Genomic DNA, 18,751 nt, shown 5'->3' on the forward strand with positions numbered 1-18,751 from the left:
AGCAGTGCGAGCGCTGGGAAAGGACGCCCGATGAACGAGACGATCAACCCGGACTTCCCCATCGGTCCGATCCGCACGGTGGACGAGCTGATGGACCTCGCCACCGGGATGGAACACGACGCCGCGCTTCGTTATGAGCAGCTGGCAGCCGCCATGGAGCGGCGGGACGAGCCGGCGCTCGCCACGCTTTTTCGCGACCTGGCCACCCTGGAGCACGAGCACGAGGAGGGCATCGCCCGCTGGGCGGCGCGCGACGGGCTGCGGCGGCCGGAGCCCGCGCGCTTCGCTTGGCGGCTGCCGGAAACCTTCGGCGACGATGCCGATGGCGCCGCCGCCCATGTTCTGAGCCCGTTCGAGGCGCTGGCCATCGCCGTGCGCAACGAGGAGCGGGCCTTCGCCTTCTACACCTACGTCTCCGCCATGGCGGACAGTGGCGAGGTCCGGCGCCGGGCGGAGTCCCTGGCGCGGGAAGAGCTGAACCATGTGGCGCTGCTGCGCGACTGGCGCCGTCGCGCCTACCACGCCGCCCGGCCGGCGCGGCAGCGCGGCGTTCCGGGCTCGCCAGAGGAGCTGCGGGCGCTGGCCTTCGGACTGGAGCGTGTGTCGGCGGAGGTGGACGAGGCGGTGGCGGCGACGCTGGAGGCCGGCGGCTACCCCGAGGCGGCCGGTCTCGTACGGCACGCCGCGGCGGAGGCGCACCGCCGCGCCGCGGGAGATGGACCGCCCACCGGCGAAGCCCTGCCCGGCAGCGCCGCCGCCGAGGGTGCGCGCGCCGCCGGGCTGCTGCACGCCGGCGCGCTGACCACCGGGGGGGCGTTGCGTCTGTCGCTGCGCAACGCCGAGGAGGTGGTGAACACCTATCTGGAAACCGCGGATCGCGCGACCGACCCGCGGGTGCTGGACGAGGCGCAGCGTCTCGCCGAACAGGCCATGGGCCGGCTGGCCCTTGTCCGCTCGCTGATGCCCGAGCCCGATGAGGGCTGATCGGGCGCGTGCGACCGCACGCACACGCAAGAATGCCGGATCGGAGGGCGTCCGGCCCGACATCCGTGTGGCTCATCCGTGCGGCTTTGCGGCTCAGTTGGCGGGTTCGGCCGCGAATTTGGGGGGCTGTTCCGTGGTGACCATCTGCTTGGCCCGCATCGGCTTGAGCACGAACAGCGCGAGAATGGCGGCGATGGCGTTGACCGCGGCGGCGAAGAAGAAGACGGCTTGCCAGCTTCCCGTCGAGGCCACTGCCACGTTGGCGAACGGAACCACCAGCGATGCCGTGCCCTTGGCCGTGTACAGCAGGCCGGCGTTGGTAGTGGCGAACTTGGAGCCGAACGTGTCGCCGCAGCAGGCGGGGAACAGGCTGTAGATCTCGCCCCAGGCGAAGAAGACCACGCCGGTAAGAATGACGAACGCCACCGGGTTGTGGCCCCAATGATTGAGCGCCAGGATGCCCGCCGCTTCCAGGCCGAAGGCGATGAACATGGTGTTCTCGCGGCCGATGTGATCGGAGACCCAGCCGAAGAACGGGCGGGTGAGGCCGTTGAGCACGCGGTCGATGGACAGCGCGAAGGTGAGCGCCGGCAGGGTCAGGCCCATGATGCTGACCGGCACGCCATCGAGATGGAAGTCCTTGGCAATGGGGCCAAGCTGGGCAGTGGCCATCAGGCCCCCGGCGGCGACCATGACGAACATCACGTACATCACCCAGAACACCGGCGTCTTGACCATCTGCACCGGGGTGAGGTTCTCGCGGCTCTGAGCGACCAGCGGCGCTTTCACCGCCGGCACCTGCCCGGCTTTGGGCTGGGCGAGGAACCACGCCAGCAGGAAGACGATCAGCCCCTGGCCGAGGCCGAAGGTGAAGAACGTCGCCTGATAGCCGGACGCCTTGATCATGTTGGCAATCGGCACGACGGTGAGCGCCGAGCCGGCGCCGAAGCCGGCGGCGGTCAGGCCGGCGGCAAGGCCGCGGCGATCGGGGAACCACTTCAGCGCGTTGCCAACGCAGGTGCCGTACACGCCGCCAGCGCCGATGCCGCCCAGCGCCGCGCCGAGATACAGCAGCGCCAGCGAATCCGCCATTGAGTTGATGACCCAGGCGAGGGCGCACAGCACGCCGCCGACGAGTACGACGATGCGCGGCCCGAACTTGTCGACGAACCAGCCCTCGACCGGCACCAGCCAGGTTTCGGTGACCACGAAGATGGTAAAGGCGACCTGAATGGCCGCACGGCCCCAATGGTACTTTGCGTCGATTGGGGTAACGAACAGAGTCCAGCCATATTGCAGGTTGGCGATCATCGACATGCATATGATGCCAATGACCAACTGCATCCAACGTCCGCCGAGTGGTCCTCGGTTTCCTCCCGCTTGCACCTCGTGCATTTCTCTCTTCCTCCTCTGGAGCGAGCTTTCTGGCGAGTCAGTTGTCGCTTTTGGCTTTTTGCTGCTGAGGTCGGTCACACCCGTGTGCCGTTGCCTGCGCAGTTGGGGCCGCTTCCCGGCCTGTCCACGGATCGTGCGGCGGCACGTCGGGCGCCGCCGAATTGATGATTTAAAATAAGGTATACCAGATGCCAAACGCCACGCAACTGGTTATTTGTTGTGCAGATTGTTGATGGGGCCATCTATTTAGGGTTAGGACCCGGTTGAAGAACCGCTGTCCTCACGGCCAACAACCTCTTATCGAGCCTGAGCCGCAGCCCGCGACGAGCCGCCGAACCCAGCCCGACCCGCACCAGCGCCCTCCTTCAGATCGCTTGCGCAGAGCGCCCGCGTGGCATACGGAATACCACCACGCATCACCGACAAATCCGGCTTGGCGTTATCTTTGGAAGGAGGGAAACCGGGAATGGACGAGAAAACGATCGAAATCACGCTGGCGCGCACCGACGCCGACATCGCGGCGAGCTTTTCCATCGTTCGGGAACTCCGCACGCACTTGACCGACTTGGCGGGCTATCGCGACCAGGTCCGCCGGCAGATGGACGACGGCTATCAGCTGGCCGTCCTGAGAATCGACGGCGAGGTCGCCGGCTGTGGCGGCTTCCGCGTTCATGAGACGCTGTCGCGCGGCCGCTATATGTATGTCGAGGATCTGGTCACCTCGGCAAAGCACCGCTCGTACGGCCTCGGCGACAGGCTTTTCGACTGGCTGGCGGCGGAAGCAGGCGCGCGCGGCTGCGCCCAGATGGAGATCATCTGCGGCGTGCAGCGCGGCGACGCCCACCGCTTCTACCATCGCAAGCGGATGACGATCAAAGCGTTCCAGCTCGTGCTGCCGCTCGGTTGAACGTATGAGCACCAACGAAAAGGCCCGGCGGAATCGCACTCCGCCGGGCCTTTGTCGTTGAAAGCAAGCGCCGCAGGATATCAGAACGCGCGCGGGAAGCTGGCCCAGGTCGGTCCCGGAACATTGTCCTCGGCGACGACGTGGATGCGGCGCAGCCGGTTGGCCGGCGTCCAAGTGGCGGACAGGCCGGCGGTCGTGCCCATGGCGCCGAACTGCTGCGCCAGGATGTGGCTGACGACACCGCCGAACACCGACAGCACAAGGGCGAGAGCCAGGATTTCCAACATGACGTTCTCCGTATCGAGTGGGTTGCTGCTTGCTGCTGGGATCTTTATGCCCGACGTAAGACAAAAATGCAAGGTGTTTTGTATACCAGATGCCAGCCATGTACGGGATGCATGCTGCACCGCCGACAAGACCGACAATGTGACATAGCGGTGATATGGCGCCGCAGGGCGAAGCGTCCGGGCGTACGCTACCCCCAATGCGTAAATCATCCGTTTATGAAACTGTTTGACCGCCATACGGTATTTGGTATACCAGTAGACCTGCGTAGCCGTGGAGGCGTGCGGGGCGCGGCGGGGATGCTGGATCGCCCGAGTTGGAGCGCCGACCAAACGGCCGCTGTTTCCGAAGGAGGGCAGGTCATGAGGGTCGAGCACATTCTGCGCAACAAGGAGTCCCGGGTCGTCACGGTCCGGTCGGTGTCGACGATCGAGGAGGCGATCCGGCTGATGAAGTCGGAGAACATCAGCTCCCTGGTGGTCAAGGACGTCTGCCGCACGGAAGGCAACGCGCTGGCCGGCGTGCTCTCGGAACGGGACATCGTCTACGCGCTGCTCGACAAGGGGACGGCAATCCTGCGCCAGCCGGTGTCGATGCTGATGAGCCGCAACCCGGTGACCTGTGCGCCGACGGACGGCCTCGGCCATGTCCTCCAGCTCATGGAGCAGCATCACATCCGGCACCTTCCGGTGCTCGACGACGGTACGCTCATCGGCGTGGTCAGCGCCCGCGACTTCACCCGCCTGCAACGCGACGAGTTCGTGGCGCTCGAACGGCCGGGTGAGGTGGCGGCTCCCCTCTACGCCCATTGAATTCCCATCGCCGATTCCTTGGGGGGCACGCGTCCGGCGTGCCTCCCGGATTGGGCCCGCCGGATTGGATCCGGATGGGAGATGCCATGACGACGCTGATCTTCACCCACCCCGATTTCCTGAATCACGACGCGGGCCCCGGACACCCGGAAGGCCCGGAGCGGATCGCCGTCGTCTGGCGAGTGCTCGACCACGAGGCGTTCCGCCCCCTCGAACGCCGTGAAGCGCCGGAGGCGACCGTCGAGCAACTCGCCCGCGTGCACGACCGCGCCTATGTGGAGGCGGTGCTGGCGGCAATCCCGGCCACGGGGTACGTGCGCCTCGACGCCGACACGGTGGTTTCACCTGGATCGCGCGACGCGGTGCTGCGCGCAGCGGGCGCCGTCTGCGCCGCCGCCGACGCCGTGCTCGGCGGCGAAGCGGCGAACGCGTTCTGCGCGGTCCGCCCCTGCGGCCACCACGCCGAGCCGGCCCGCGCCATGGGCTTCTGCGTTTTCAACAACATCGCCGTCGGCGCCGCGCACGCCCGCGCCGCGCACGGCCTGACGCGCGTGGCGGTGGTGGATTTCGACGTGCACCATGGCAACGGCACGCAGGCGATGTTCGCCGGCGATCCGGACCTGTTCTTCGCCTCGACGCACCAGTCGCCGCTTTACCCCGGCACCGGCCGGCGGGACGAGCATGGCGTCGCCGGCAACATAGTCAACGCCCCCCTGCCCCCGTTCGCCGGCTCGGCCGAATTCCGCCGGGCCATGGAAGTCGAGGTGCTGCCGGCGGTCGACGCCTTCGCGCCGGAGCTTCTGCTGATCTCGGCGGGGTTCGACGCGCACGCGCGCGACCCGCTGGCGCAACTCCAGCTGACCGGCGCCGACTTCGAGTGGGCGACGCGCCGGCTCGCCCGGCTCGCCGACCGGCATTGCGGCGGACGGATGGTCTCGGTGCTGGAGGGTGGCTACGATCCCACCGGGCTCGCCGAAGGCTGCGCCCTCCACCTCCGCGCCCTCATGCAGGCGTGAAGAGCCGCCGCCTCCGGCGGCTCCGCTCGAACCTCATTCCTTCTCGGACGCTCCCTCCATCAGGCGCATCACATAGCCCAGGCTCTTGATGTCCTCCTGCGGTTGTGCCGCCGGCTCCGCCTTCACCGGCGCCGACCGCCCTTCGTGCCGCCCTTCGTACCCTTGGCCGATCCGGTGGTTGGCCATGAGTTCCAGCGCGCAGACCATGGCGGAATGGTCCCACGCCTTGCCGCCGTGGGCGGCGCAGGCGTTGAACAGCTCCTGGCAGGTCGCCGTGTTGGGCAGCGACAGGCCGAGCGCCCGCGCCCCCGACAGTGCCAGATTGAGGTCCTTCTGGTGCAGTTCGATGCGGAAGCCCGGATCGAAGGCGCGCTTGACCATGCGGTCGCCGTGCAGCTCCAGGATGCGCGAGGAGGCGAAGCCGCCCATCAGCGCCTGCCGCACCCTGGCCGGGTCCGCCCCGGCCTTGGAGGCGAACAGCAGCGCCTCGCCGACCGCCTCGATGGTGAGCGCGACGATGATCTGGTTGGCGACCTTGGTGGTCTGGCCGTCGCCGTTGCCGCCGACCAGCGTGATGTTCTTGCCCATCAGCTCGAACAGCGGCTTGACGGTCTCGAACGCCTTGTCCGGTCCGCCGGCCATGATGGTGAGCGAGGCGGCCTTGGCGCCGACCTCGCCGCCCGACACCGGCGCATCCAGGTAATCGCATCCCAGTTCGTTGATGCGGCGGGCGAAGTCCTTGGTCTCGATGGGCGAGATGGAGCTCATGTCCACCACGATCTTGCCGGCAGTCAGGCCCTCGGCGACGCCGTCCGGGCCGAACAGGGCGGCGGCGACGTGCGGGGTGTCGGGGACCATCGTGATGATCACCTCGGCCTTCTGGGCCACGGCGCGGCCGGAGCGGCACGGGGTGGCGCCCTTGTCGAGCAAATCGTCGGGGGCCGGGTGAAGGTCGTGCACATAGAGCGTGTGCCCGGCGTCGAGCAGGTGCCCGACCATCGGCCGGCCCATGATCCCCAGCCCAATGAATCCTACGTTCATGCATCCCTCCCTGACGGATCGGCTGCCGCGTGCTCCGGCTGCCGCGCCCAAGCGTGGTCGCCGTACACTCCGGCCGCAACACATCCGAAAACGCTTTCCGCATTGTGGAAAGCACCCCGTCAGCCCAGCCGCACCTGATCGGCGGCGAACTCCGTCGGGCTGTAGCCAACCCCCTCGGGAATGCGGAAAACCGGCCCGGCCGCGGTTTCCACCAGACGCGGCAGGATTGGCAGCCACGGTCGCCGGCCGGCCTCCGCCACCGCCTCCGCCACCGTCGCACAGGCGGCCAGACGCATCAGGTTGAGGCGCGTGGCGAATATCAGACGCAGCCGCCCGGCCTCCGCCGCCGCCAGCACCGCCCGGGGCGTGCTCCACAGCCCCGCCACCGCCTCGCCGCCGTCCACCGATGCCCGCTGCCCGGCGGGCGCCGGGGCGAGGAAGAACAGCGTGTCGAAGCGCCGCCGCACCAACTCCGGCGTCACCCAGCGGGCAAACGGCACCAGCGCGTCGGTCGCCAATTCCACTTTGGCGGCCCGGACCATGGTGGCGAAGTCGGCCGTCTCAGCCGTCGGGGCGTGGTCCAGCAGCGTCTGGCTTTCGGCACCGCGCGCCAGCAGGACTCCGCACTCCTCGAAGGTCTCGCGGATGGCAGCGATGCGGTGCGGCAGATCGGGGGGCGAGGCGCGGCACACACGCTCCCACTCGGCCGCGTGGTCGCCGGAATCGACGCAGCCGCCGGGAAACACCGTGGCCCCGGCGGCGAAGCGCAGGCCGGCGTTGCGCTCGATCATGAACAGCTCCAGCCCCTGCGCACCGTCGCGCAGCAGGATGACCGAAGCGGCGGGGCGTGGCTCGACGATGACCGTCATGCGGCAGCCGTGCAGAAAATCCCGAGATCCGCCACAGATGGCCTCACCCGCACCGCGCCGTCAAACCCGGGGCGGCACTTTTCCGCATGCCGGAACCGCCACCCCCCGGCAGGCGCGGTGGCGGCCCGCGACCCCATGCCAGGGAACGCCTGAGCCGCCGCCGACGATCACAGCAGGAAGTCGCAGTGCTTCTCGACGTGCGCGGCCAGACCCAGGGTGTGTTCGCGGACAAGGCGCTCGGCCAGATCGGCGTCGCGCCGCTCCAGCGCCTTGATGATTTCCTTGTGGTCGTGGATCGACCGTTCGGCGCGGTTGTCCTGCCCGATCGTCAGCTTGCGGATCGCCCGCATGTGGATGAAGAGGTTGTCGGTCATCTCCTGGATCAGCGTCGAGCCGCCCAGCGCGATGATGTTCTTGTGGAACGCGATGTTGGCGTCGGAATATTCGTTGACGTTCTCCATCGGGCTGCGCTGCTCGAATTTGCGGAACAGATCCCACAGCGTGCGGATGTCCTCGTCCTTGGCGTTCTCGGCGGCCAGCCGTGCCGCCATGCTCTCCAGCGCCGCCCAGACCTGGATCATCTCGATGATCTCGGCCTTGGTCTTGCGGACGACGAACACGCCCCGGCGCGGCTGAAGGCGGATGAAGCCCTCCTGTTCCAGCAGGGTCAGCGCCTCGCGGATCGGCGTGCGGCTGACGCCCAGCCGGTCGCTGAGCTGGCGCTCGTCCAGCCGGATCTCCTTGGCATGGTCGTAGATGTCCATCTCGGTGATGGCATGTTTCAGTGCGTGATAGACTTGGTTGCGGAACGTCGTGCCGGTGTCGAGCGGCTGCACGTTGAGCGATGGAAAGGTCATGGCGTCACTTCTCTCATCGGGCCGGGCGTCGGCAGGGCATAAGCCCTAGGTATGCCGCATACCAAGTGCATTCAATACGCGAAAAAGTCCAGGACGAACATGGGGAAGGGGGTGCTCCTGCGGCAACGCGCAGCACCCTGACCGGCATCCCCCTGCCCCTTCGAACGGCCGAAAGCGCCCCCCTCTTTCGGACCGCTTTCCACAGTGCGGAAAGCTTCCCGCATCCGTTTGCCGAACCGCTGCGACCGGGGTGAAGTTCCCCGGCAGGCCAAGGCAATCAATCGGCAAAGGCAATCAACAAGGGAGGAGACCGGGCCATGGCAAGGATGATGGCGATCGAGGCGGCGGTGCACGTGCTCGGGAAGGAAGGCGTCACCGTGTGCTTCGGCGTTCCCGGTGCGGCCATCAACCCGTTCTACGCTGCGCTGCAAAGGAATGGCCGCATCGGGCATGTGCTGGCCCGCCACGTCGAGGGCGCCTCGCACATGGCGGATGGCTACACCCGCGCCGCACCCGGCAACATCGGCGTGTGCGTCGGCACCTCCGGCCCGGCCGGCACCGACATGATCACCGGCCTGTACTCGGCGTCGGCGGACTCGGTCCCGATCCTCTGCCTCACCGGCCAGGCGCCGCGCGCGCGTCTGTACAAGGAGGATTTCCAGGCCGTGGACATCGAATCCATCGCCAAACCGGTGACCAAATGGGCGGTCACCGTGCGCGAGCCGGCGCAGGTCCCCTACACCGTCCAGCAGGCTTTCCACATCATGCGCTCCGGCCGGCCGGGGCCGGTGCTGATCGACCTGCCACTGGACGTCCAGATGGCCGAGATCGAGTTCGATCCCGACACCTACCAACCCCTGCCCGCCTACAAGCCGCGGGCGACCCGCGCCCAGGTGGAAAAGGCGCTGGCGATGCTGAACGCGGCCGTGCGGCCGTTGATCGTCGCCGGCGGCGGCATCATCAACGCCGACGCCAGCGACGCGCTGGTCGAATTCGCCGAACTAACGGGCGTGCCCGTCATCCCGACCCTGATGGGCTGGGGCACCATCCCCGACGACCACCCGCTGATGGCCGGCATGGTCGGGTTGCAGACGGCGCACCGCTACGGCAACGCGACGATGCTGGAATCCGACTTCGTGCTGGGTGTCGGCAACCGCTGGGCCAACCGGCACACCGGCTCGACGGATGTCTACACCAAGGGCCGCACATTCGTGCACGTGGACATCGAGCCCACCCAGATCGGACGCGTCTTCATGCCGGACTTCGGCATCGTCTCCGATGCCGGCGCGGCGCTGGAGCTGTTCACCACCGTGGCGCGGGAGTGGAAGGACGCCGGCAAGCTCAAGGACCGTAGCGCCTGGGTGCGGTCCTGCCAGGAGCGTAAGCGCTCCATGCTGCGCCGCTCCGACTTCGGGAACAAACCGATAAAGCCGCAGCGCGTGTACCAGGAGATGAACGCGGCCTTCGGCAAGGACGTCTGCTACGTCAGCACCATCGGCCTGTCGCAGATCGCCGGTGCGCAGTTCCTGCACGTCTACAAGCCGCGGCACTGGATCAACTGCGGCCAGGCCGGTCCGTTGGGCTGGACGTTGCCGGCCGCGCTGGGCGTGCGGGCGGCCGATCCCAAACGCAAGATCGTGGCGCTGTCGGGCGACTACGACTTCCAATTCCTCATCGAGGAGCTGGCGGTGGGTGCGCAGTTCAAACTGCCATACATCCATGTCCTGGTGAACAACTCCTATCTCGGCCTGATCCGGCAGGCGCAACGTGCCTTCCAGATGGATTTCCAGGTGCAGCTGAGCTTCGAGAACATCAACGCGCCGGGGCTGGGCACTTACGGCGTCGACCATGTGGCGGTGGCGGAAGGCCTGGGTTGCAAGGCGATCCGCGTTACCGAGCCGGACAATCTGGCCGCGGCCTTCTCCCAGGCGCAGGCGTGGATGGACGAGTTCCAGGTGCCGGTGGTCGTCGAGGTCATCCTGGAGCGCGTCACCAACATCGCCATGGGCACGGAAATCAACAACATCACCGAGTTCGAGGAAACCCTCGATCTCCCGGCCGAAGCGCCGCAACTGGTCAACGCCTGAGCGGCAACCAAGAAAAGGGAGGACGACACATGCCGAGGTTCGCCGCCAACCTGACGATGCTCTACACCGAGCGCAATTTCCTCGACCGTTTCGCGGCCGCCGCCAAGGACGGCTTCACCGGTGTCGAGTACCTGTTCCCCTACGCCTTCGAGAAGGAAGCCCTGGCCGATCGGCTGGAGCGCTACCGTCTGGTGCAGGTGCTGCACAACCTTCCGGCCGGCGATTGGGATGCCGGTGAGCGCGGTATCGCCTGCCTGCCCGACCGCGTCGGCGAGTTCCAGGACGGCGTCGGCAAGGCCATCGAATACGCCACCGCGCTGCAATGCCGGCAGGTCAACTGTCTGGTCGGCAAGACGCCGCAGGGTGTGCGGCCGGACACCGTGGAACGCACGCTGGTGGACAATCTGTCCTCCGCCGCGGCCAAGCTGAGGGAGGCCGGCATCCGCCTGCTGCTCGAGCCGGTCAACACACGCGACATCCCCGGCTTCCACCTGACCACATCAGCCCAGGCCGAGTGGCTGCTGGAGGCCGTCGGCTCCGACAACCTGTTCATCCAGTACGACGTCTACCACATGCAGATCATGGAGGGCGATCTGGTGCCGACGATCGAGCGGCTGCTGCCGACGATCGCCCACATCCAGGTCGCCGACAATCCCGGCCGCAACGAACCGGGCTCCGGCGAGATCAACTATCCGTTCGTCTTCGCGGCACTCGACCGGATCGGTTACCACGGCTGGGTCGGCTGCGAGTACAAGCCGGCGGGCGACACCAGCGAGGGCCTGTCCTGGCTGCACCCTTACCGGTCCGCGCTCTCCTCGGTCGCTTGAGCGAGGCGGCGCGCGTACCGCCAGCGGGCGCCATCCGCCGAGGTGGCGCCCGCCGCGCCAAAGCCGGCGCTCTCGATCAAACCGGAAGCCGGCCGCCGATCTCCATGGTAACGGCGCAAGCCGTGCGCTTGACCATTTCGCCAAGAGCACAGACCCGCCCGTCTTCGATCCGACGGGTGGTGCCCGACAGCGACAGGGCGCCGATTATCCGGCCGTTCTCGTCGTAGATCGGCGCCGCCACGCAGCGCATGCCGGACACCCGCTCCTCCTGGTCGATGGCATAGCCGCGGCTGCGGGTGCGGACCAGCTCCTCGCGCATCGCCGGCAGCGACGACACCGTGCTGCGGGTGAACTGCCGCATGCCGCGCTGCTGGAGGATGCTGTGGACCCGCCCCTCGGGCATCCCGGAGAGCAGCGCCTTGCCCACGGCCGAGCAATGCAGCAGCGTCCGTTCGGCCGGCGGCAGGACGGCGTGGGCCACCCGCGGCCCGCCGACGCGCGCGAGGTAGACGGCCTCGCCGTTTTCCTCGACGGCAAGGTTGACGGTCTCGCACGCCTCCTCCATCAGCCGGCGCATGCGCGGCCGGGCGACGTCGAGCAGGCTGCGGGTCCTCAGGAAGTTGACGCCGGTCATGTAGGCCTGCACCCCCACCGCCCAACCGCGCGCGCCCTGGTCGAAGCGGACGTAGTGCTCCTGCTGCAAGGTGGTGAGCAGGCGGTGCGTGGTGGACGGCGACAGAGATGCGGCCCCCGCCAGATGGGTCAGGCTCATCGGCGCGTCGGCGCCGCCGAGGATGGTCAGGAGGTTGAGCGCGCGGGTCAGCGACTGGACCACCTGCCCCTTGACCGCGCGGTCCGCCGGATCGGCGGACGCCATGGTGTGCTTTTGCATGTCCCTACTCTTGATGCGGACATTACGCGGCCGGCTCGATGCGGGCGGCGCTGAACTTGAACTCCGGAATCTTCCCGTAAGGATCGAGCTTGGGGTTGGTCAGCACGTTGGCCGCCGCTTCCGCGTAGCAGAACGGGATGAACACCAGCCCGGTCGGCACGCCATAGTCGGAGCGCGCCTTCAGCTCGATGCTGCCGCGCCTTGTGTGCACCCGCACCTTGTCGCCGCCCTTGACCCCCATCCGGCGCAGGTCGGCCGGCGACAGGTAGGCCACCGCCTCCGGCTCGATGTCGTCGAGCACCTGGGCGCGCCGGGTCATCGATCCGGTGTGCCAGTGCTCCAACTGGCGGCCGGTGGTGACCACCATCGGATACTCGGCGTCCGGCTCCTCGGCCGGCGGGATGATGTCGACCGGCACCAGACGCCCGCGGCCATCGGCCGTGGGGAAGCCGTCGCCGAAAACGATGTCCTGCCCCGGCTCGTCCTCGGACAGACAGGGATAGGTGACCGAGCCCTCGCGCTCCAACCGCTCCCAGGTGATGTTGTCGAGCGACGGCATCACCGTCTTCATCTCGGCGAACACATCGCGCGGGTGTCGATAGCGCCAGTCGAGGCCGAGGCCGCGCGCCATCTCCTGGACGATCCACAGATCCTGGCGTGCCTCGCCGGGGGTGGGCAGCGCCTGGCGGCCGAGCTGGACCTGCCGGTTGGTGTTGGTCACCGTGCCGGCCTTCTCCGGCCACGCCGAGGCGGGCAGCACCACGTCGGCGTACTTGGCCGTCTCGGTCAGGAAGATGTCCTGCACCACCAGACAGTCGAGCTTGGCGAGCGCGTCGCGGGCGTGCTCGACGTCGGGGTCGGACATCGCCGGGTTCTCGCCCATGACGTACATCCCCCGGACCGATCCGGCGTGGATGGCGTCCATGATCTCCACCACGGTCAGGCCGCGGTTCGGGCTGAGCGCCGTGCCCCACAGATCCTCGTAGAAGGCGCGCACCTGCGCGTCATCGACCGGCCGGTAGTCCGGGTACATCATCGGGATCAGCCCGGCATCGGAGGCGCCCTGCACGTTGTTCTGGCCGCGCAACGGGTGCAGACCCGAGCCGGGACGGCCGATCTGGCCGGTGACCAGTGCCAGTGCGATCAGACAGCGCACGTTGTCGGTGCCGTGCGTGTGCTGCGACACGCCCATGCCCCAGAAGATGATCGACGCCGCGGAGGTGGCGTAGAGCCGCGCCACGGTGCGCAGCGTCTCGGCGTCGATGCCGCAAATCGGCGCCATCTCCTCTGGCGTGAAGTCGGCGACATGCGCCTTCAGCCGCTCGAAATCCTTGGTGTGCGCGGCGATGTAGGCGGGATCCGTCAGCTCCTCGGTGATGATGACGTTGAGCAGCGCGTTGAGCATGGGCACGTCGCGGCCCGGCTTGAACTGCATCATGTGCGTGGCGTGGCGCTTCAGCGCCTGCCCGCGCGGGTCCATCACCACCAGCTTGGCGCCCTTCCTCACCGCGTTCTTGAAGAAGGTCGCGGCAACGGGATGGTTCTCGGTTGGGTTGGCGCCGATGACGACGATCACCTCGGCGTCCTTGGCCGCCATGAACGGCGCCGTCACCGCGCCCGAGCCGATGCCCTCGATCAGCGCCGCCACCGACGAGGCGTGGCACAGCCGCGTGCAATGATCGACGTTGTTGGTGCCGAAGCCGGTGCGCACCAGCTTCTGGAACAGGTACGCCTCTTCGTTCGAGCCCTTGGCCGAGCCGAAGCCGGCCAGCGCGTTGCCGCCGAACGCGTCGCGGATGCGCGCCAGACCGCCGGCCGCCACCGCCAGCGCCTCTTCCCAGCTCGCCTCGCGGAAATGAGTCAGCGGGTTGAGGGGATCGATGCCCACGTCGCCCTTCGCCACGCCGTCGCGGCGGATCAGCGGCACGGTCAGGCGGTGCGGGTGGTGGATGTAGTCGAAACCGAAACGGCCCTTGACGCACAGCCGGCTGTTGTTGGACGGCCCGTCGCGGCCGGTGACGGACAGCAGCTTGTCGTCCTTGATGTTGTAGGTAAGCTGGCAGCCCACACCGCAGTACGGGCAGACGCTGTCCACCGTGCGCTCGGGCCTGGCGGCGAACACGCCGGCCTCGTCGACCTGGGTCTTCGGCATCAGGGCACCGGTCGGGCAGGCTTGCACGCACTCGCCGCAGGCCACACAGGTGCTGTCGCCCATGGGGTCGGCGAAGTCGAAGACGATCTTTTCCTGATGGCCACGCAGCGCCATGCCGATGACGTCGTTGACCTGGACCTCGCGGCAGGCGCGGACGCACAGGTTGCACTGGATGCAGGCGTCGAGCTGCACCGCCATCGCTGGGTGGCTGAAGTCCTTGTCCAGCGGCGCGTCGCGGGTCGGGAAGCGGCTCTCCGTCACACCGACCTTGTCGGACCAGTTCCAGAAGCGCGAGTCCGGGTCGTGCGCCCTGGCGCGTTCCGGCTGGTCGCCGGCCAGCAGTTCGAACACCAGCTTGCGAGCCTGTTTGGCCTTGTCGCTGGCGGTGCGGACGTGCATGCCCGGCGTGGGGCGGCGGATGCAGGACGCGGCGAGGACGCGCTCGCCCTCGATCTCGACCATGCAGGCGCGGCAGTTGCCGTCGGCCCGGTAGCCGGGCTGGTTGGAGTGGCAGAGGTGCGGGATCTCGGTGCCAAGGCGGGTGGCGACCTGCCAGATGGTTTCCCCGGCGCGCGCCTCGACCTCCCGGCCGTCGAGGTGGAAGTGGATCCGGTCGCTCATCAGGCGTTCCCCCGGTTCTTCTCGTTGTTCAGGTCGTCGCGGAAATGCTTGAGCGCACTCTTCAGCGGGTTCATCGCCGCTTGGCCCAGTCCGCAGATCGACGCGCTGCCCATCACAGCCGCCAGCTCGTTCAGCAGCGGCTCGTCCCAGACCGGCTGCCTGATCAGCTTGACCGCCTTCTCGGTGCCGACGCGGCAGGGCGTGCACTGGCCGCAGCTCTCGTCCTCGAAGAAGGCCAGCAGGTTGAGCACGACCTGACGCAAATCGTCCTGATCCGACAGCACCACCACCGCGGCCGAGCCGATGAAGCAGCCGTGCGGCTCCAGCGCGCCGAAGTCGAGCGGGATGTCGTCCATGCTGGCAGGCAGAATACCGCCCGAGGCGCCGCCGGGCAGGTAGCCCTTGAAGCGGTGCCCATCGGCCATGCCGCCGCAGTGTTCGTCGATCAGCTGGCGGATGGTGATGCCGGCAGGGGCCAGCTTGACGCCCGGCGAGCGGACGCGCCCTGAGACCGAGAAGCTGCGCAGTCCCGAACATCCGTTGCTGCCGAAGCTGCCCCACCACTCGGCACCCTTCTCCAGGATGTCGCGGATCCAGTACAGCGTCTCGACGTTGTTGATCAGCGTCGGCCGGCCGAACAGGCCGACCACCGAAGGGAACGGCGGCTTGTGGCGCGGCAGGCCGCGTTTGCCTTCGATGCTCTCCAGCATCGCGGACTCTTCGCCGCAGATGTAGGCCCCGGCACCGCGGCGCAGGTGGATGCGGGTGTGCGGGGCCAGCCCCGCCGCCTCGACCGCCGCGATCTCGCGCTTCAGGATCTCGCGGCACTGCGGGTATTCATCGCGCAGGTATATGTAGATGTCGGTCGCCTCGATCACCCAGGCGCCGATCAGCATGCCCTCCAGGAAGCGGTGCGGGTCGGTCTCCAGGTGGAAGCGGTCCTTGAAGGTGCCGGGCTCGCCCTCGTCGCCGTTGACCGCCATCAGGCGCGGGCCGGGCTCGTGGCGAACGAAGCGCCACTTGCGCCCAGCGGGAAAACCGGCGCCGCCGAGGCCGCGCAAATTGGCGCCCTCGAGGCCGTGCAGGATGCTCTCGACCTCTCGCCGGCCCTCCAGGCACTCGGTGAGCAGCGCGTAGCCGCCGCCCTGGCGGTACTCGTCGATACCGATGCCACTAGGGATGTGCGGGTGGGTGTCGCCCGCCGCGACCGCCGTGGCGACGCTTTCGACCGTGGCGTTCTCGTGCAGGGCGTGGCCGATGGCGACCGCCGGGGCGCTGTGGCAGGCGCCCATGCAGGGCGCCCGCACCACGCGCACATCAGGCCCCAGCGCCGCGGGCAGGTCGTGCAGGAGCGTCTCGCCGCCGGCCATGCAGCAGGACAGGCTGTCGCAGACCCGCACGGTGACCGGCGGCGGCGCCTCCTCCCCGTCCATGACGATGTCGAAGTGGGCGTAGAAGGTGGCCACCTCGTACACCTCCGCCATGGCCAGCCGCATCTCGTGCGCCAGGGCCGCGAGGTGGCGGGCGTGCAGGCAGTGGAACGTGTCCTGCAACAGGTGCAGATGCTCGATCAGCAGGTCGCGCTGGCGCGACCGGGTGCCGAGCAACTCCTGGACCTCGGCCAGGGCCGCCGGATCGACCTGCCGCCCCTTGGGCTGCGCGCGGGTCTTGCGGCGTCCCGAACCGGGATGAACGCTGCGCTTGCTGTTGGCGACGATGGTTGTGTCCATGTCTGCCGTTTCCTCCCTTGTGCACGCCATCCCCCGCCGCATCCGGGCGGGGGACGGTCTTGCATCCTCCCGTCAGAGCAGGCCGTCAGAGCAGGCCGGCCGCACGCGCCCACCTGTACTTGGCGCCCAGCACCGCGACCGGGGTTTCCGTCGAGTACGGGTAGGCGACGATGCCGTGGTCGTAGAGGTAGGTGGCCGCCTCCTCCACCTGCACGTCGCCGGCCAGCGAGGCGACGATGGGCTTTTCGATGCCCTTGGCCCGCATCTCCTCGACCACTTCGACCATGGTCTTGGCGAACACCATGGGTGGCGTGATGATCGTGTGCCAGTAGCCCAGGATCAGCGCGTGGATGCGCTCATCCTCGAGGCCGAGGCGGACGGTGTTCTTGTAGGTGACCGGCGGCTCGCCGCCGGTGATGTCCACCGGATTGCCGGCGGCGCCGAACGGCGGGATGAACTTGCGGAACGCCGCATCCAGGTCGGCGGGCATGGTCATCAGCGACAGCCCGTTGTCCACGCACGCGTCCGACAGCAGCACGCCCGACCCGCCGGCCCCGGTAATGATGACGACGTTCTCGCCCTTGGGGGTGGGGAGCACCGGAATGCCGCGGGCGAACTGCAGCAGGTCCTGCAGGCTGCGGGCGCGGACGACGCCGGACTGCTTCAGCACGTCCTCGTAGATCTTGTCGTTGCCGGCCAGCGCCCCGGTGTGCGAGCTGGCGGCACGGGCACCCAGCGAGGTGCGGCCGGCCTTCAGCACGACCACCGGCTTCTTCTTGGAGACCCGCTTTGCGGCTTCCGCGAAGGCGCGGCCGTCCTTCAGGTCCTCGCAATGCATGGCGACGACCTGGGTGTTGTCGTCCTGCTCGAAGAAGTACAGCAGATCGTCCTCGTCGATATCCGACTTGTTGCCCAAGCCCACGATGGCCGACACGCCCATCTTGGTCGAGCGGCTGAAGCCGATGATCGCCATGCCGATGCCGCCGGACTGCGACGACAGCGCCGCCTTGCCCTTCACGTCGAACGGCGTGCAGAACGTGGCGCAGAGGTTCTTCGGCGTGTAGTAGAAACCGTAGATGTTCGGCCCCATCAGGCGGATGTCGTGCTTGCGGGCAATGGCGACGATCTCGTCCTGGCCCTCGACGTTGCCGGTCTCGGCAAAGCCCGAGGGGATCAGCACGGCGCCGGGGATCTTCTTCTCGCCGACCTCGGTCAGCGCCTGCGCCACGAACTTGGCGGGGATGGCGAAGACCGCCACGTCCACCGTGCCCGGCACGTCCTTGACGCTCTTGTAGGCCTTGTAGCCGAGGATCTCGTCGGCCTTGGGGTGGATCGGGTAGATGTTGCCCTTGTAGCCGCCGTTGACGAGGTTCTTCATCACCGAGTTGCCGATCTTGCCGTCTTCGGCCGAGGCGCCGATGACCGCCACCGAATCCGGCTTCATGATGCGGTTCATCGTCTCGACGATCTGCTCCTGCGTCGGGCGGTAGCGCGGCGTCTTGGCCTCGAAGTCGACGACGATGCGCACGTCGGCGGCGGTGGCGCTGTCGGCGCGGGCGAACACCGGGTTGAGGTCGAGTTCGACGATCTCCGGGATGTCGTCCACCAGGCGCGACACGGCGACGATGATGTCGGCCAGCGCCGAGCGCTCGGCCGGCTCGCCGCCGCGCACACCCTTCAGCATCTCGGCCGCCTGGATGCCGTCGAGCATCGACAGCGCTTCGTCGCGCGTCACCGGGGCGAGGCGGAAGGTCACGTCCTTCAGCACCTCGACCAGCACGCCGCCGAGGCCGAAGGCGACCAGCTTGCCGAAGCTCGGGTCGGTGATGGAGCCGACGATGACCTCGGTCCCGCCCTTCAGCATCTGCTGCACCTGGATGCCGAGCAGCTCGGCGTCCGGGTCGTAGGCGCGGGCGTGGTCCATGATGGTCTGGAAGCCGGCGCGCACCGCCTCCTCCGACGTGACGCCGACCAGCACGCCGCCGGCCTCCGTCTTGTGCAGGATCTGCGGCGAGACGATCTTCAGCACGACCGGGAAGCCCATGCCGCGGGCCAGCGAGACCGCCTCGTTGGCGGTCTTGGCCAGCCCCTCCTGCGGCACCGGGATGCCGTAGAGATCGCACACCTGCTTGGCTTCCGGTGCGGTCAGCGAGGTGCGGCCCTCGGCCTTGACGGTGTCGAGGATGGGGCGCACAGAGGCGCGCGGGTTTGGATTGGGGATGGCGACTGCGGCGCTCATGATTGTTCCCTCTCTGTTTGATTGTTCCCTCTCCGCA

The 18,751-nt window shown here is 68.0% G+C and carries 15 protein-coding genes; 6 read left to right on the forward strand and 9 right to left on the reverse strand.

Annotated elements, in window-relative coordinates; translation table 11 throughout:
* Positions 1-30: 30 nt before the first annotated feature.
* Complete coding sequence (locus ACSVDD_RS21620; protein WP_448191464.1) at positions 31-984, forward strand: ferritin family protein; 954 nt, start codon at positions 31-33, stop codon at positions 982-984.
* Positions 985-1,077: 93 nt separating this feature from the next.
* On the opposite strand, the gene oxlT is transcribed toward ACSVDD_RS21620, so the two are convergent.
* Positions 1,078-2,379 (reverse strand): oxalate/formate MFS antiporter, encoded by a 1,302-nt coding sequence (gene oxlT / locus ACSVDD_RS21625; protein ID WP_448191465.1) that lies wholly within the window; start codon positions 2,377-2,379, stop codon positions 1,078-1,080.
* Between the two features lie 466 nt (positions 2,380-2,845).
* Here oxlT and ACSVDD_RS21630 point away from each other — a divergent pair, with 466 nt between their 5' ends.
* Positions 2,846-3,286 carry a GNAT family N-acetyltransferase gene (locus ACSVDD_RS21630; RefSeq protein ID WP_448191466.1) on the forward strand — a complete coding sequence of 147 codons (441 nt, stop codon included), beginning with the start codon at positions 2,846-2,848 and terminating at the stop codon, positions 3,284-3,286.
* Positions 3,287-3,366: 80 nt separating this feature from the next.
* On the opposite strand, the gene ACSVDD_RS21635 is transcribed toward ACSVDD_RS21630, so the two are convergent.
* The gene (locus ACSVDD_RS21635; RefSeq protein ID WP_448191467.1) at positions 3,367-3,573 is read right to left on the reverse strand and encodes a hypothetical protein; all 207 of its coding nucleotides are present in this window, start codon (positions 3,571-3,573) and stop codon (positions 3,367-3,369) included.
* Between the two features lie 360 nt (positions 3,574-3,933).
* Here ACSVDD_RS21635 and ACSVDD_RS21640 point away from each other — a divergent pair, with 360 nt between their 5' ends.
* Together ACSVDD_RS21640 and ACSVDD_RS21645 are read left to right on the forward strand one after the other, a co-directional pair.
* Positions 3,934-4,383, forward strand: a complete 450-nt coding sequence (locus ACSVDD_RS21640) for a CBS domain-containing protein (RefSeq protein WP_448191468.1) — start codon at positions 3,934-3,936, stop codon at positions 4,381-4,383.
* Positions 4,384-4,469: 86 nt separating this feature from the next.
* The gene (locus tag ACSVDD_RS21645; protein WP_448191469.1) at positions 4,470-5,399 is read left to right on the forward strand and encodes a histone deacetylase family protein; all 930 of its coding nucleotides are present in this window, start codon (positions 4,470-4,472) and stop codon (positions 5,397-5,399) included.
* A 33-nt stretch (positions 5,400-5,432) separates the two neighbouring features.
* On the opposite strand, the gene glxR is transcribed toward ACSVDD_RS21645, so the two are convergent.
* From glxR to ACSVDD_RS21660, 3 genes are all read right to left on the reverse strand, one after another.
* Complete coding sequence (glxR, locus tag ACSVDD_RS21650; RefSeq protein ID WP_448191470.1) at positions 5,433-6,440, reverse strand: 2-hydroxy-3-oxopropionate reductase; 1,008 nt, start codon at positions 6,438-6,440, stop codon at positions 5,433-5,435.
* Positions 6,441-6,559: 119 nt separating this feature from the next.
* On the reverse strand, positions 6,560-7,309 hold the full coding sequence (locus ACSVDD_RS21655; protein WP_448191471.1) for an NUDIX hydrolase: 750 nt from the start codon (positions 7,307-7,309) through the stop codon (positions 6,560-6,562).
* Positions 7,310-7,476: 167 nt separating this feature from the next.
* A complete protein-coding gene (locus tag ACSVDD_RS21660; RefSeq protein ID WP_448191472.1) occupies positions 7,477-8,166 on the reverse strand; it encodes a GntR family transcriptional regulator in 690 nt (229 codons plus the stop codon).
* 317 nt (positions 8,167-8,483) lie between these two features.
* Here ACSVDD_RS21660 and gcl point away from each other — a divergent pair, with 317 nt between their 5' ends.
* The gene (gcl, locus tag ACSVDD_RS21665; protein ID WP_448191473.1) at positions 8,484-10,253 is read left to right on the forward strand and encodes a glyoxylate carboligase; all 1,770 of its coding nucleotides are present in this window, start codon (positions 8,484-8,486) and stop codon (positions 10,251-10,253) included.
* Between the two features lie 29 nt (positions 10,254-10,282).
* Entirely contained in the window at positions 10,283-11,080 is a 798-nt protein-coding gene (gene hyi, locus ACSVDD_RS21670) for a hydroxypyruvate isomerase (RefSeq protein WP_448191474.1), read from the forward strand.
* Positions 11,081-11,156: 76 nt separating this feature from the next.
* On the opposite strand, the gene ACSVDD_RS21675 is transcribed toward hyi, so the two are convergent.
* The 4 genes from ACSVDD_RS21675 to ACSVDD_RS21690 form a co-directional block, all read right to left on the reverse strand.
* Positions 11,157-11,972 (reverse strand): IclR family transcriptional regulator, encoded by an 816-nt coding sequence (locus ACSVDD_RS21675; RefSeq protein WP_448191475.1) that lies wholly within the window; start codon positions 11,970-11,972, stop codon positions 11,157-11,159.
* A 22-nt stretch (positions 11,973-11,994) separates the two neighbouring features.
* Positions 11,995-14,745: a formate dehydrogenase subunit alpha gene (gene fdhF / locus ACSVDD_RS21680; RefSeq protein ID WP_448191476.1), complete on the reverse strand. Its 2,751-nt coding sequence runs from the start codon at positions 14,743-14,745 to the stop codon at positions 11,995-11,997.
* Positions 14,745-16,475, reverse strand: coding sequence for an NAD(P)H-dependent oxidoreductase subunit E (locus ACSVDD_RS21685; protein WP_448191477.1), 1,731 nt, complete (start codon positions 16,473-16,475; stop codon positions 14,745-14,747). Before ACSVDD_RS21685 ends, fdhF begins: the two co-directional genes overlap by 1 nt.
* A gap of 85 nt (positions 16,476-16,560) precedes the next feature.
* A complete protein-coding gene (locus ACSVDD_RS21690; protein WP_448191478.1) occupies positions 16,561-18,714 on the reverse strand; it encodes an acetate--CoA ligase family protein in 2,154 nt (717 codons plus the stop codon).
* Between the last annotated feature and the right edge of the window lie 37 nt (positions 18,715-18,751).

It is taken from the genome of Azospirillum terrae (genome assembly GCF_053470425.1).

Excerpts from the sequence above, each read along its gene's own strand:
- ACSVDD_RS21690 (WP_448191478.1), bottom strand. The coding sequence starts at position 18,714 with ATGAGCGCCGCAGTCGCCATCCCCAATCCAAACCCGCGCGCCTCTGTG.
- hyi (WP_448191474.1), top strand. The coding sequence starts at position 10,283 with ATGCCGAGGTTCGCCGCCAACCTGACGATGCTCTACACCGAGCGCAAT.
- ACSVDD_RS21635 (WP_448191467.1), bottom strand. The coding sequence starts at position 3,573 with ATGTTGGAAATCCTGGCTCTCGCCCTTGTGCTGTCGGTGTTCGGCGGT.
- gcl (WP_448191473.1), top strand. The coding sequence starts at position 8,484 with ATGGCAAGGATGATGGCGATCGAGGCGGCGGTGCACGTGCTCGGGAAG.
- ACSVDD_RS21675 (WP_448191475.1), bottom strand. The coding sequence starts at position 11,972 with ATGCAAAAGCACACCATGGCGTCCGCCGATCCGGCGGACCGCGCGGTC.
- fdhF (WP_448191476.1), bottom strand. The coding sequence starts at position 14,745 with ATGAGCGACCGGATCCACTTCCACCTCGACGGCCGGGAGGTCGAGGCG.
- ACSVDD_RS21655 (WP_448191471.1), bottom strand. The coding sequence starts at position 7,309 with ATGACGGTCATCGTCGAGCCACGCCCCGCCGCTTCGGTCATCCTGCTG.
- ACSVDD_RS21640 (WP_448191468.1), top strand. The coding sequence starts at position 3,934 with ATGAGGGTCGAGCACATTCTGCGCAACAAGGAGTCCCGGGTCGTCACG.
- ACSVDD_RS21630 (WP_448191466.1), top strand. The coding sequence starts at position 2,846 with ATGGACGAGAAAACGATCGAAATCACGCTGGCGCGCACCGACGCCGAC.
- ACSVDD_RS21685 (WP_448191477.1), bottom strand. The coding sequence starts at position 16,475 with ATGGACACAACCATCGTCGCCAACAGCAAGCGCAGCGTTCATCCCGGT.
- oxlT (WP_448191465.1), bottom strand. The coding sequence starts at position 2,379 with ATGCACGAGGTGCAAGCGGGAGGAAACCGAGGACCACTCGGCGGACGT.
- glxR (WP_448191470.1), bottom strand. The coding sequence starts at position 6,440 with ATGAACGTAGGATTCATTGGGCTGGGGATCATGGGCCGGCCGATGGTC.
- ACSVDD_RS21620 (WP_448191464.1), top strand. The coding sequence starts at position 31 with ATGAACGAGACGATCAACCCGGACTTCCCCATCGGTCCGATCCGCACG.
- ACSVDD_RS21645 (WP_448191469.1), top strand. The coding sequence starts at position 4,470 with ATGACGACGCTGATCTTCACCCACCCCGATTTCCTGAATCACGACGCG.
- ACSVDD_RS21660 (WP_448191472.1), bottom strand. The coding sequence starts at position 8,166 with ATGACCTTTCCATCGCTCAACGTGCAGCCGCTCGACACCGGCACGACG.